The sequence below is a fragment of the Nocardia kruczakiae NBRC 101016 genome (assembly GCF_001612965.1).
Taxonomy (GTDB): domain Bacteria; phylum Actinomycetota; class Actinomycetes; order Mycobacteriales; family Mycobacteriaceae; genus Nocardia; species Nocardia kruczakiae.
The window spans coordinates 23,890-37,063 of sequence record NZ_BDBL01000031.1; the positions used below are offsets into that span (position 1 = coordinate 23,890).

The 13,174-nt window shown below is 70.2% G+C and carries 12 protein-coding genes; 4 read left to right on the top strand and 8 right to left on the bottom strand.

The annotated features are described in order from the left end of the window. Window positions 1-181: 181 nt before the first annotated feature. From lnt to NK1_RS22160, 5 genes are all read right to left on the bottom strand, one after another. A complete protein-coding gene (gene lnt / locus NK1_RS22140) occupies window positions 182-1,771 on the bottom strand; it encodes an apolipoprotein N-acyltransferase (protein ID WP_084461380.1) in 1,590 nt (529 codons plus the stop codon). Between the two features lie 220 nt (window positions 1,772-1,991). After that, on the bottom strand, window positions 1,992-3,587 hold the full coding sequence (locus NK1_RS22145; protein WP_063011524.1) for an amidohydrolase: 1,596 nt from the start codon (window positions 3,585-3,587) through the stop codon (window positions 1,992-1,994). Window positions 3,588-3,637: 50 nt separating this feature from the next. Next, window positions 3,638-4,120 carry an FxsA family protein gene (locus tag NK1_RS22150; protein WP_063011526.1) on the bottom strand — a complete coding sequence of 161 codons (483 nt, stop codon included), beginning with the start codon at window positions 4,118-4,120 and terminating at the stop codon, window positions 3,638-3,640. Window positions 4,121-4,205: 85 nt separating this feature from the next. Beyond that, window positions 4,206-4,865 carry a response regulator gene (locus NK1_RS22155; protein WP_063011528.1) on the bottom strand — a complete coding sequence of 220 codons (660 nt, stop codon included), beginning with the start codon at window positions 4,863-4,865 and terminating at the stop codon, window positions 4,206-4,208. Window positions 4,866-4,896: 31 nt separating this feature from the next. Then, window positions 4,897-6,117: a sensor histidine kinase gene (locus tag NK1_RS22160; RefSeq protein WP_063011529.1), complete on the bottom strand. Its 1,221-nt coding sequence runs from the start codon at window positions 6,115-6,117 to the stop codon at window positions 4,897-4,899. Window positions 6,118-6,198: 81 nt separating this feature from the next. Between NK1_RS22160 and NK1_RS22165 the strand changes: the two genes are divergently transcribed. After that, window positions 6,199-6,966, top strand: a complete 768-nt coding sequence (locus NK1_RS22165; protein WP_063011531.1) for a TSUP family transporter — start codon at window positions 6,199-6,201, stop codon at window positions 6,964-6,966. Window positions 6,967-6,973: 7 nt separating this feature from the next. Here NK1_RS22165 and NK1_RS22170 read toward each other — a convergent pair whose 3' ends face one another. Continuing rightward, window positions 6,974-7,627, bottom strand: coding sequence for a TetR/AcrR family transcriptional regulator (locus NK1_RS22170; RefSeq protein WP_083903884.1), 654 nt, complete (start codon window positions 7,625-7,627; stop codon window positions 6,974-6,976). 206 nt (window positions 7,628-7,833) lie between these two features. On the opposite strand from NK1_RS22170, the gene NK1_RS22175 reads away from it, so the two are divergent. Beyond that, window positions 7,834-9,357 (top strand): TldD/PmbA family protein, encoded by a 1,524-nt coding sequence (locus NK1_RS22175; RefSeq protein ID WP_063011533.1) that lies wholly within the window; start codon window positions 7,834-7,836, stop codon window positions 9,355-9,357. A 121-nt stretch (window positions 9,358-9,478) separates the two neighbouring features. After that, window positions 9,479-10,864, top strand: coding sequence for a metallopeptidase TldD-related protein (locus tag NK1_RS22180; protein ID WP_063011651.1), 1,386 nt, complete (start codon window positions 9,479-9,481; stop codon window positions 10,862-10,864). Between the two features lie 4 nt (window positions 10,865-10,868). On the opposite strand, the gene NK1_RS34660 is transcribed toward NK1_RS22180, so the two are convergent. Continuing rightward, on the bottom strand, window positions 10,869-11,375 hold the full coding sequence (locus NK1_RS34660; RefSeq protein WP_167354285.1) for a nitroreductase/quinone reductase family protein: 507 nt from the start codon (window positions 11,373-11,375) through the stop codon (window positions 10,869-10,871). Between the two features lie 97 nt (window positions 11,376-11,472). Here NK1_RS34660 and NK1_RS22190 point away from each other — a divergent pair, with 97 nt between their 5' ends. Then, window positions 11,473-12,123, top strand: a complete 651-nt coding sequence (locus NK1_RS22190) for a TetR/AcrR family transcriptional regulator (RefSeq protein WP_063011537.1) — start codon at window positions 11,473-11,475, stop codon at window positions 12,121-12,123. A 128-nt stretch (window positions 12,124-12,251) separates the two neighbouring features. Here NK1_RS22190 and NK1_RS22195 read toward each other — a convergent pair whose 3' ends face one another. Beyond that, a complete protein-coding gene (locus NK1_RS22195) occupies window positions 12,252-13,127 on the bottom strand; it encodes a LysR family transcriptional regulator (protein ID WP_063011539.1) in 876 nt (291 codons plus the stop codon). Window positions 13,128-13,174 lie beyond the last annotated feature (47 nt).

Below are 13,174 nucleotides of genomic sequence, written 5' to 3' on the forward strand. Positions count from 1 at the left end.
CACCGCAAATGACTGCCGTTCAGCGGCGATCGCCCGTCAGGGACAAGATCGGCAGCACGCGGTGTCCGGATGTGCAACCAACCGGCGAATGCAGATGAGCGGCCCGGAATCGACGGAGTGTGAGAAAGATCGATTCGCGGGTACCCGCGATGTGTGATTGTCCGGAAGACTGCGGTGGTCGTCAGTCGAATACCGGGTCGCCGGTGACGTCCTCATCGGTCCGACGCGCCGAGCGCATCGTTCGCCGCCGGATAGCCGCGACCAGGGCGACGGCCGCAGCAAGAATACACAACATGCGTTCCGGAAGGGGACCCATCGCGGTCGCGGGTGTCGTGTCGCTGCGCAACGGCAGCGTCGCCTCGAGTGCGGCGGGCACGAATTTGGTGGTCTGCTGCCGCACCACACCGTCGGCGGTGACCACGGCACTGACACCGGTGGTCGCGGCGACCACCAGTGCCCGGCCGTGTTCGACGGCCCGCACTCGCGACATGGCCAGCTGCTGATAGGTCATATCGCTGTCGCCGAAGGTGGCGTTGTTGGTGGGGACGGTCAGCAGCTGCGCACCGGCGCGCAGCGAATCCTCGAAGGCCCGGTCGAAGGCGACCTCGTAGCAGGTCGCCACGCCGATCGCGACCATCGGGCCGCCGGTCGCCGGGCGGGCGTGCACGACCCCGTCTCCGTGGCCGGGTACGAAGTAGCCGGCGCGGTCGGCGTAGCTCGAGAAGTGACGGAAGAAGCCGCGGTAGGGCAGATATTCGCCGAAGGGCTGGATGATCTTCTTGTCGTGGCGCTCCCCCGGCCCGTCGGCGTCCCACACGATCACCGAATTGGTGGTGGTGCGGTCGTCGTTGACGAGGACGGCGCCCACCAGGATCGGGGCGTGGATGTCACGGGAGGCCGCGGTGATCTCGTCGTAGGCGTCGGAATTGCGCAGCGGGTCGATATCGGAGGAATTCTCCGGCCAGATCACCACATCCGGCGCGGCGGCGGTGCCGGCGGCGACCGCGCGGGCCAGGTCCTCGGTACGGCGAATGTGATTGTCCAGCACGGCCCGGCGCTGGGCGTTGAAGTCCAAGCCCAGCCGCGGCACGCTGCCCTGGATAGCGGCGACCGTGATCGACCGGTCTCCGTCGTCCGGGGCGGGCAGCGCGGTCCGGAGGATCACTCCGGTAATCGGGATAATAGCCACAACCGTTGCGAGAGTGATAATTACGACCGCACGACGTGCGGTTACCGGGGGACGCAACCGGAGCAGCAGGACCGCCAGGACGGTTCCGGTCAGGGCGACCGCGAAGCTCACGACCGGCGCACCGCCGAGCCAGGCCAGCGGCAGATACCAGCCGTCGGCCTGCCCGAAAGCGAGCCGGCCCCATGGGAATCCGCCGAACGGAAAACTGGATCGTCCCCATTCGGTGAGCGTCCACATCAAGGCCACCCACACCGGCCAGCCCGGCAGGGCGCACACCAGCCGCGACAGCAGGCCGAACAGGCCGACATAGATCGCGCACGCGGCCGAGAGCGCCAGCCACGGCACCGGGCCGACGTAGATGCCGGTCCACGGCAGCAGCGGCAGGAAGAACGCGAGCCCCGCCAGCAGTCCGTAGCCGAATCCGCCGCGCAACCTCGTCGTATCGCGCACGACCAGGGTCAGGATCGCGATGCCGATCGGCGCGAGGTACCAGCAGGTACGGGGCGGAAAGCTCGCGAACAACAGAAGCCCGGCGACGACAGCGGCCGCGATCCTCCCCCACACCCGCCACGTCACGCCCAGCACCGCGCCAGCCTACTGGGACGGCGCGCAGTTCCCGCCGGCCGGGGCTCCGCGGCCGCGACACCTCCGCCGCATGGTGACGACGAAGGCCGCTGGTGTGACGGACGCCACCGGGGAGCCCGCCAGCCGGTGTCGGAGAACGCAGCGGCCGCGCGGCCCGGTCGGCCGCCCTGCCGTCCGACGGCGAAACCGTGGCGGGCCGGCCCGCTCCCGAGTTCGGTCAGCCCTCGTAGATGGTCACGCCGTCGCGGACGGTGCGCAGGCAGCGCGGGAGTTCGGCGCCCGCGTCCAAGGACGGCAGGCCGGGGACGCGTGAGCGCGGATCGGTGGACCAGCGTTGCACCGTGTCCGAGGCGGCGGCGACCACCAATTCCGTTGTGTCCCAGATCGCATAGTTGGCGGGGGCGCCGGGCACCAGCGTGCCGGCGATGCCGTCGCGTACGCCGCCTGCTCGCCAGGCCCCGCGGGTGGCTGCGGCGAAGGCCGCGCGCGGGGAGATGTGGTGTCCCGGGGTCCGGTGGTTCGCGGCCGCGCGCACGGCCTCCCACGGGTTCAGCGCCGTCACCGGGGCGTCGGAGCTGATCGCCAGGGAGACGCCGGCGGCGGCCATCGCCGCGAACGGGTTGGTGGCCGCGGCGCGTTCGGCGCCCAGCCGGGTGGCATACATTCCCTCGGCGCCACCCCAGGCCGCGTCGAATCCCGGTTGCACGCTGGCGATCACACCGAATTCGGCCAGTTTCGCGATCTGGGCGGCATCGAGCAGTTCGGCATGTTCGAGGCGGTGGCCGCGGGTGGCCACCGCCGGTGCGCCGAGTTCGCCGGCGACGCGGGCGAAGCCCTCGACCACCGCATCGACGGCGGCGTCGCCGATGGCGTGGAATCCGGCCTGGATCCCGGCCTCGGTGCAAGCCCGGACGTGGGCGGCGATCGCCGCGGCGTCGAGGTAGGAGACGCCGGTGGTGTCGCGGTCGGCATACGGTTCGCGCAGCCACGCGGTGTGGGAGCCGAAGGAGCCGTCGACGAACAAGTCACCGGCCAGCCCATGGACCCCGAGTTCGCCGATCAGCGCCCGCGCCTCGTCGGCCGAGGTGACGGCCTCACCCCAGTACGCCCGCACCTGCACACCGTGCTCGAATTCCAGCAATTCGCGCACATCGGCGCGTCCGGAGATCTGCGGGCCCGCACATTCGTGAACGGCGACCACACCGTGCGCGGCCGCGTAATCCAGTGCGATGGCCCGTGCCCGGTCGCGCTGAGCGCGGTCGAGACCGTCGAGCGCGGCCTCACGGGCGAGATGATGCGCGTCGGCGCGCAGCGGTGCGCCGGCGGTGTATCCGGCGGCCCCGCGAACGCCGTGCACAGCGTCGAGCAGCGCGGTCGAGACGACGGCGGAATGGGCGTCCACGCGGGACAGATAGACGGTGCGGCCGGGCCCGGCCGCGGCGTCGATCTCCTCGACCGTGGGCGGGCGTCCCTCGGGCCAGCGGGTCTCGTCCCAGCCGTCGCCGATGATCGTGCCGGAATGCGCAGCGGCGTACTCGCGCACCAGATCCAGGCACTGGGCCAGCGAATTCGCCTGGGACAGATCCAGACCCGTCAGTTGCAGACCCAGCGCGGTGACGTGCACGTGCGGATCGACGAAGGCCGGGGCGACGAAAGCGCCGTCCAGATCGATGATTTCGGCGTCGGGATGCAGGGCGCGGCCGGGGCGTTCGGCGCCCAGCCAGACCACGGTGCCGTCGGTGACCGCCATCGCGGTCGCATCGGGAGAACTGGAGCTGTAGATTCGGCCGCCGACCAGCAACTGGGTACTCACGGGTGACCAGTGTGCCGCACGGCCGGCGGCATGGGATCAGTGCGGGTCGGTCAGCGGGGATCGATCATGCGCCGCGTGGGGCCCTGACCGTCGTCGTAGTACTGCTCGACGACCACGCCGTCGACGACCTCACCGGAGGGTTCCACCACCACGCCGCGATATCCGCCGGCCATGGTCAGCCGATCGATGCGCCGCAGCGCCGCGGCCGAGACCAGCGGTCGCAGCAGTGCGCGGGTCGGCAGGAGCAGCAGCAGTCCGAACACCGAGGTGACCAGACCGGGAACGAACATCAGCAGCGCGCCCACCCCGACCAGCGCGCCGTCGGCGACGGCGGTACCCGGGGCGATCTCGCCGCGCCGGGCCCGGCGGAACTGCTGGAAGACCCGGCGGCCCTGGGAACGCACCAGGATCAGCCCGAGCGCGGATCCGGCGATGAGCAGCAGAATGGTAGGCACGGCACCGATGAGGTGGCCGACCACGACCAGCGCCGCGATCTCGACGACGAGATAGAGGGCGAACAACAGGGCGGGCATCGGCGATCCTTTCCACGATCTACCCTGCCCAACGCGCGGCGCCCCCGATTTTCTCCCGATCCGGGCATATCACCGCACACTCGGGTCAGGTACCCGGTGTGACCAGCCCGGTTTCGTAGGCCAGCACGACCGCCTGCACCCGGTCGCGCAGTCCCAGTTTGGTCAGCACCCGGCCGACGTGCGTCTTCACCGTGGCCTCCGACAGATACAGCTCGGCGGCGATCTCGGCGTTGGAGCGCCCGGCGGCGATCTGTTCGAGCACCTCGCGTTCGCGCGCGGTGAGCACGTCGAGCACCGACGGGTCGCGCACACGGGCGGGGTCGGCGGCGATCAGCCGGTTCAGCAGACGTTTGGTCACCTTCGGCGAGACCACGGCGTCACCGGCCGCGACGCTGCGGATCGCGGAGACCAGATCCTCGGGCGGGGTGTCCTTGAGCAGGAAGCCACTGGCTCCGGCGCGCAGCGCGCCGAGGGCGTGTTCGTCGAGGTCGAAGGTGGTCATCACCAGAACCCGGCTGCCGCATCCGGATTCGAGGATCTGGGCGGTCGCGGCGACGCCGTCGACCACGGGCATCCGCACATCCATCAGCACCACGTCGGGGGCCAGCTCACCGGCCAGGCGCACGGCGGTCGCGCCGTTGTCGGCCTCGGCGACGACATCGACGTCCGGGTGCGCGCCCAGCACCATCTTGAGTCCGGCACGCATGAGTTCCTGGTCGTCGACGACGAGTACGGTGATCGGCACCGCACCAATCTAACCGGGACTTCTCCCCCGGTCAGTCGGGTAGTTCGCGCTGCAGGGGAATGGTGGCGCAGACGCGCCAGCCGCCCTCGGGGCGTCGTCCCACCTCGAGGGTGCCGCCGAGGACCGCGATCCGCTCCCGCATCCCGACCAGCCCGAGACCGCTGCCGGCGATGCCGTTGCGCAGCGCGGTGTCGTCCACGACGGGCGCCTTCGCCGCCATGGTGGACCCGGTCGCGGACGGTCCGGCATCGCCGCGGTCGAGGACCTCGACCAGCACGTCCGTGTCGCGCCGGCGCACCCGCACCCAGGCCTGCGGGTCGGGGCCGGCGTGGCGGAAGGTGTTGGTCAGCGATTCCTGCACGATGCGGTGCATGCCGAGGCTCACCTCGGGCGCGACGTCGTCGAGTTCGCCGGTGAGTTCCAATTCCACGGCGAGCCCGGCGCTGCGCATCATCTCCACCACCTTCGCCAGCCCGGCGGTGCCGTGCTGCGGCAGCTGTTCCGGAGCGTGTTCGGTGCGCAGCAGTTCCACGGTCCGGCGCAGTTCGCGCAGCGCCTCCCGGCCGGTGGCGGCGATGGTGGCCAATGCCTGTTCGGCGATCTCGGGGTCGCGGCGCAGCGCGTATTTCGCCCCGTCGGCCTGCACGATGATGACACTGACCGCGTGCGCGACCACATCGTGGAGTTCGCGGGCGATGCGGGTGCGTTCGGTCGAGACCGCGTCGTGGGCACTGCGTTCACGGTCGTAGTCGGCGACCGCGAGCCGGGCCGCGACCTCGGCGTCGTAGGCGTGGCGGGCGCCGAGGAATTCCGCGAGGGTCCAGCACAGCGCGTAGAACATGACCAGGAAGCCGATGACGATCGGCACCGACTGGTCGACCACGGCCAGCGAGAACGCCCCGTCCACGGTGAGGCCGATCAGATACAGCAGACCTTCGCGCCGGCCCACATACGCGACGAGGGTGTAGAGCGCGACGCCGACCGCCAGCAGCGCGGGCGGCTGCAGATCCTCGTGCAGCACGACGCTCACCGCGCTGGTCGTGATCGACAACACCAGCAGCGCGACCGCACTGGCCCGCGGATAGCTGCGCCGCCAGATCACCGGCACCGGAACGAGCAGCCCGAGGATCAGATAGACGATCGCGTGATCCTTGCCGCCGAGCGTGAGCAGATCGAACAGCACCAGTGCGGCCGCGAGGATGGAATCGGCGACCATGGGTTTGCCACGAAGCCACAGACTGAATCGGCGCACCCGCTCAGCCTAGGTGGCCGCCACCGCGGTATCGGGCGCCACGATTTGCCGCACGTCGCGAACTCTGATTGTGTCGCCGACGTGGATGTGGCTGATTGGGCGGTGCTGCTGCCCGCGGCCACGGTCGCGGGCTGGGTGGATGCAGTGGTGGGCGGCGGCGGGCTGATCATTCTGCCGACCCTGCTGCTGGTGGCGCCGACGCTCGCCCCGCAGACCGCCCTGGGCACGAACAAGATCGCCGCATTCGCCGGAACCAGCGCCGCCGCACTGACTTTCGCGCGCCGGGTGCCGATGAACCGGCCGCTGATGGTGTCCGGTGCGGTGATTGCGGCGTGCGCGGCGGCCGCCGGTTCGGCCGCGGTGGCGCTGATCGACCGGCGCTATTTCATCCCGATCGTGATGGCGGTGCTGATCGGTGTCGCGATCGTGGTGGCGACGCGTCCCTCGATCGGGGTGACGATGGCCACCCACCCGCCGACCCGGCGCCGCACGATCCTGGTGGTGTGCCTGTCGGCCGGACTGATCGGCGGTTACGACGGGCTGGTCGGGCCCGGCACCGGCACCTTCCTGATCATCTCCTTCGCCACCCTGCTGGGCACCGAGTTCGTGCGCGCCGCGGCCATGGCGAAGGTGATCAACTGCGGGTCCAATCTCGGCGCGCTGATTCTGCTCGCCGCCACCGGGCACATCATCTGGTCGGTGGGCCTGGGCATGGCGGTGGCGAATATCGCGGGGTCCGTCGTGGGTTCGCGGATGGCGCTCGCCCGCGGTGCCGGGTTCGTGCGCGCGGTACTGCTGATCGTGGTGACCGCGATGGTCATCCGCCTGGGCTGGCAGCAGTTCGGCTGAGCCGCGCTCAGCAGTGCGCCTCCGCGGTCAGATGCCGCCCGGCCGAGAGCCAGGGCGCCAGGACCCGCGACGTGGTCTCGCGAATGGTGCGATGCAGTCGCTCCCCGTCCTCGATCGCGTGGCGGCCGGAGAACAGCACGGTGAGCGCGCCCGACACCGCGCCGACGACGGCGCCGACCAGCGCGGCCGCGCCGACCTCGTCCAATTCGTCGGGGAAGGCGTCGCGCAGCCGCCGCGCGATCTCCTGCTGCGCGGCCAGCTGGGCGTGTGCGGCCCGGCCGCTCACGGCGGGAACGGTGCGTGAGACCTGGGCCCGCAACACCGCGATCCGGGCCGCGAGATCGTCGCCGAGGTGGTCACCGGGATTGTCACCGGCGGCGCGCAGCGCGCGCAGTAGCACCTCGACGGGCCGTTCGTCACTGCGGCGGCTCGCGATCGCGGCCACCGCCGCGGTCACCCGTTCGTCGGGTTCGGGGAAGAGCAGTTCCTCTTTGCTCTCGAAGTAGTTGAAGAATGTTCTGGTACCCACCTCGGCGGTCGCGGCGATATCGGCGACGGTGGTCGCCTCGTAGCCGCGCGATTCGAACAGGTCGGCGGCAGCCTCGAGGAGGGAGCGGCGGGTGCGTTCCCGCTTGCGGTCACGGAGTGCGGATGGCGGCACGCGGGCAGACAGTACGCCATCGGTGCCGCAACCTGCGGCAGGCTGCGCGTTTCGCGCGCGTTTCAGTGCGTGCCACACCGCATTTCGTGCATGTTTGCATCGTCTGCAAACATGCACGGCGTGTCGCGTTGGGGCCCGGAGTGTTTCGCCGCACCCATCGGCGAATCTGTTGGCCCGCTCGGCGGTCAGCAATTAGCGTAGGCCGGGTGAGCATCGCATCCGCGACCGTGGACGAACAGTTCCGCGCGCTACCGCTGGCCGCCCTGACCGATGCGGCGCTGACGGCGGCACGCGCGGCCGGCGCCGAACACGCCGATCTGCGGGTGCACCGGCTGGTGACCCAATCGATCCGGTTGCGCGACGGCCGGGTCGAGTCCGTCGACAACGCCGTCGACCTGGGCTTCGCGGTCCGGGTGATCGTCGACGGCACCTGGGGTTTCGCCTCACACTGCGAGCTGACGTCCGCGACCGCCGTCGCGGTGGCCCAGCGCGCGGTCACGGTCGCGGCCACCGTTCGGGCGCTCAACCGCGAGCGGGTCGAACTCGCCGACGAACCGGTCTACCGCGACGCAACCTGGGTCTCGCCCTACGACGTCGACCCGTTCATCGTGCCGACGCCGGAGAAAGTCGCACTGCTGCAGGACTATTCGCAGCGCCTGTCCTCGGCCGCGGGCATCGATCACGTGACGGCCTCGGTACTGCAGGTCAAGGAGCAGACCTACTACGCCGACACCGCGGGTTCCACGATCACTCAGCAGCGGGTGCGGCTGCATCCGCAGCTCGAGGCGATCACCGTCGACGCGGCGACGGGCGGTTTCGAGACCATGCGCACGCTCGCCGCCCCGGCCGGGCGCGGCTGGGAGTACGTCACCGGCGCCGACGGAGTCTGGGACTGGGGCGACGAATTGGCGCGGATACCGCAGTGGCTGGCCGAGAAGGTCGCCGCGCCCTCGGTGACGCCGGGTCCCACCGACCTGGTGATCGATCCGACCAATCTGTGGCTGACGATTCACGAATCGATCGGTCACGCCACCGAATACGATCGCGCGATCGGCTACGAATCGGCCTACGCCGGAACCTCCTTCGCCACCCCCGACAAGCTCGGGACGCTGCGCTACGGCACCCCGATCATGCACGTCACCGGTGACCGGACCCAGGAGCACGGCCTGGCGACGGTCGGCTACGACGACGAGGGTGTGGCCGGGCAGCGCTGGGATCTGGTGCGCGAGGGCACCCTGGTCGGTTATCAGCTCGACCGGGTCTTCGCGCCACGTCTCGGGGTGCCCCGCTCCAACGGCTGCTCCTACGCCGATTCCGCCCACCACGTGCCCATTCAGCGCATGGCCAACGTGTCGCTGCAGCCCGATCCGCAGACCGATACCAGCACCGCCGAGCTGATCTCGCGCGTCGAGGACGGCATCTACATCGTGGGCGACCGGTCCTGGTCGATCGACATGCAGCGCTACAACTTCCAGTTCACCGGGCAGCGCTTCTTCCGGATCCGCGACGGGGAGCTGGCCGGACAGCTGCGCGATGTCGCCTACCAGGCCACCACCACCGACTTCTGGGGCGCGATGGAAGCCGTCGGCGGCCCGTCGACCTGGGTCCTGGGTGGGGCGTTCAACTGCGGTAAGGCCCAGCCCGGCCAGGTCGCGGCGGTATCGCACGGGTGCCCGTCGGTGCTGGTGCGCGGGGTGAACATCCTCAACACCCGCCAGGAGGCGGGGTGAGTCACACTCGCGCAGCCACTCACCGCGCCGACCGGGTGCGGGTGTCCCGCAAGACACAGGAGGCGGGATGAGCGGCCACGGTTCGGAATTCGCAGACAACACGGGAGGCCGGTCGGTGACGATGATGCACGGCGCGGAGGTCGTGGAGCGGGCGCTGGCCGTCGCCCGCGCGGACGAGACGATCGTCATCGTCACCGACGCGTCGGAGGCCTCGCTGCGCTGGGCCGGTAATTCCATGACCACCAACGGGTCGTCGGTATCCCGGTCCTGGGCGGTGGTGTCGATCCTGCGCGAGGGCCCGCGCTCGGCGCGGGTGGGCAGTGTCGGTTCCACGAGCGTGGATCCCGCCGAGATCGAGGCGGTGGTGCGCAGTGCCGAAGAGGCGGCGCGCACCGCCGAGCCCGCCGCCGACGCGATGCCACTACTGGACCCGGAAACCGCGGGCGCGCAACCGGATTCGCAGTGGTCGGGTCCGGTGCGCGAAACCGGCATCGAGGTGTTCACCGGCCTCGCCGGTGAGCTCGCCGTCGGATTCGCCGGCGCCGACCGGCTCTACGGTTTCGCCCATCATCAGCTGCACACGACCTGGCTGGGCACGTCGACCGGTATCCGCCGCCGGTGGACCGAGCCCACCGGATCCATCGAGATCAACGGCAAACGCGGCGACAACGATCCGGCCAGCGCCTGGGTGGGCGCGCCGACCGCCGACTTCACCGATATCGGCGTCACCGCATTGCTGGCCGAGCTGAGCCGGCGCCTGGACTGGTGCGCCCGCCGGGTCGAACTGCCGGCCGGCCGCTACCCCACCCTGCTGCCGCCCTCGGCCGTCGCGGATCTGCTCATCCCGATGCTGTGGTCGATGGACGGGCGCGGCGCCCACGAGGGGCACACCGCATTCGCCCGGGCCGGCGGCACCCGTGTCGGTGAGCGCCTCACCGACCTGCCGCTGACGTTGTACTCGGACCCGGCTGCCGCCGGATTGGAGTACCGGCCGTTCGTCGCGACCGCGGCCTCGTCGGAGACCTCCTCGATCTTCGACAACGGCCTGTCGGCCGGTCGCGTCGACTGGCTGCGCGAGGGGGTGATCGAGTCGCTGATCTATCCGCGCGCCGTGGCCGCGCAGTACGACGCTCCCGTCACGGTGGCCGGCGAGAATCTGCTACTGAGCGGCGGAACGGATCGCACGCTCGAGCAGATGATCGCCACCACCGAGCGCGGTCTGCTGCTGACCTGCCTGTGGTACATCCGTGAAGTCGATCCGGCCACCCTGTTGCAGACGGGCCTGACCCGCGACGGTGTGTATCTGGTGGAGGACGGGGCGGTCACTGCCGCGGTCAACAACTTCCGCTTCAACGAGAGCCCGCTGGATCTGTTGCGCCGCGCCACCGAGGTCGGCGCCACCGAGATCACGCTGCCGCGCGAATGGAAGGACTGGTTCACCCGTACGGCCATGCCGCCGATGCGGATTCCCGACTTCCACATGTCCTCGGTCAGCCAGGCCACCTGACCGCTCAGCGCATCGAGCGCGGCCGCAGCCGCACGACCACCGTGCCGCGGCCGATCGCGGCGCGCAGTTGTTCCCGGTCGACCTTGCCGTCGGCATCGAGACCGATGCCGGCGAAGCGGCCGTGCGTCGGATTCTGGGTGAGGATGATGCGGTAGGGCTCGGCGATCTCGTCTTCGCCGGAGATCACCTCCCAGTCCGCGAGCCGCTCCCGGCCGCGCCAGGTGATCCGCACCGGTTCACCCGGCCGCAGATTGCGCCGCCAGCCCGCCGCCGTGCCGATCAGCAGCGCGCCGTCGGATTCGGCGTAGCCGACCGGATTCGCGTAGACGCGGCCGGTTCTGCGACCGACCACGGTGACGATCATCAATTTCGCGCTGAGCAGGCGATGCAGGGGCGACCGCAACAGTGCCCGCATGGCGGCGTCGACCGCCGCCTGCATGCGCAAGCGGCCGCGGCCCGCCGACTCGCCCGCCGGGGTGCCGGTGGATGGAGATGTGCTGGGAGTGGACATGTCGACAGCTCCGATCGGTATTTTCGAGTGCCTACTCAGAAAATACGACGGAATGCGGCATACTGCAAGGGCACGACCGACCGAAAGGGAAGACGCGGTGCCCCGCCAGCACACCGACAACACCGACCCGCCCGCACGCACCCGAGGCCGGCCACGCAGCGGGGTCCGGGAAGCCGTGATCGCGGCCGCACAGGAGGTTCTCACGAGTTCGGGGGTCGCGCGGCTCACCACCAGGGAGGTCGCCACCCGCGCCGGAGTCGCCGAGTCGAGCATCTTCTACCACTTCGGCGACCGCACCGGCCTGCTCCAGGCGGTGATCCAGCATCATCTGCGGCCGCTGAAGGATATGCTCGCCGATCCGTCCCCTTCCGCGGACGCGGCCGAATCCGCCGATCTGCGAAGCGATCTCGTACACCTGGTGACCGTGCTGGAGGACTTCTTCCTCGCCGCACTACCCGTCATGGCGGCGATCGACTCCGACGCCGAATTGCGCGCGGTGTACTCCGAACGCAGCCGCGACCTCGATCTGGGCCCGCATCGCGCCTTGGACGTGGTCATCGGGCACCTGTCGGCCCGCCACCATATCGTCACCCAACCACGCACCGCCGCACTACTGCTCGTGGGCGCGGCCCACCAGCGAGCACTCCAGTCACGAATGAGCCCTCCGGAGGCACGGGCCGCACTCCCCTCCCCGGAGGCGATCGCAGACGCGACCCTTCCCCTGTTCCGCGGAGAGTTTCCCGGGTGATTCTCGATTCGGCGTAGCGGTCACCGTGGCGCGCCGACCCGGCCGGCGGCAGGTGAGGGGCGGCCCGAGCCGTTGCCACCTTCTGAGCAGGAAGGTCGCCGCCAACAGTTTCGGACCGATCACCGCCCTTACCTGGCGGCGGTGGAGACGATGTCGAGGAATGCGGCGGCGGCCGGTGTGCCGGTAGTGCGGCTCCAGACGACGTACTCGACTCGTGCCGGTGCGTCGGAGACGTCGACCGTGGCGACTCCGGTGAGCTGGGGCGCGTAGGCTGCGGGCAGCATGGCGACGGCAAGCCCGGGCCTGACGAGACGGCCGATGTAATCAGCGGTGGTCACCTCGAAGGCGACCTCGCGATCGAGTCCGGCGGCCGCGAACGCCTGGTCGGATTGGATCCGCCCGGCGGTTCCGGCGGGAAGATCGACGAATACCTCGGCGGAGAGCCTACGCAGGTCGACCGCGGGTTCTGCGGCGAGCGGATGGTCCGGCGCGACCACGGCGACCAGCCGGTCGCGAGCCAACTCCCGGACCGCGACCCCCTGCGGTGTCGCGGTGGTCGGCAAACCGAGGAAGGCGATGTCGAGCGCGCCGTCGCGTACCTGTTCGGCCAGGTCGTCACTGGCGCCGACGCGCAAACTGATCCGCACGTGCGGGTAGCGCCCCCGGAACTCACGCAACGCATCCGGAACGTCGACCGCGGCGACGGTCGGAATCAAGCCCACGGCCAGGCGGCCACGAATCTCGCCGACGGCCGCGGCGACCTCAGCGGCCGCACGTTCTGCCGCATCCAGGCATTGCCGTGCCGCGGGCAGGAATGCCACGCCCGCCGGTGTCAGACGCACGCGGCGGCTGGTGCGCTCGAAGAGTTTCGCGCCGAGTTCCCTTTCCAGGCGCGCGATTTGGTGACTGAGTGCGGACTGAACGACCAGACATCGTTCGGCCGCGCGGGTGAAGCTGTTCGTCTCCGCGACCGCGACGACATAGCGCATCTGCTGGAGTTCCATGCATCAATCATGATTTGCGATCGATCCGGTGACAAACATGTGTTGGA

What these genes read in the sequence shown, in the direction of transcription:
- NK1_RS22150 (WP_063011526.1), bottom strand. Translation starts at nt 4,120, where the DNA reads ATGCCCGCCCTGTTGTTCGCCCTCTATCTCGTCGTCGAGATCGCGGCG.
- NK1_RS22180 (WP_063011651.1), top strand. Translation starts at nt 9,479, where the DNA reads ATGATGCACGGCGCGGAGGTCGTGGAGCGGGCGCTGGCCGTCGCCCGC.
- NK1_RS34660 (WP_167354285.1), bottom strand. Translation starts at nt 11,375, where the DNA reads ATGTCCACTCCCAGCACATCTCCATCCACCGGCACCCCGGCGGGCGAG.
- NK1_RS22195 (WP_063011539.1), bottom strand. Translation starts at nt 13,127, where the DNA reads ATGGAACTCCAGCAGATGCGCTATGTCGTCGCGGTCGCGGAGACGAAC.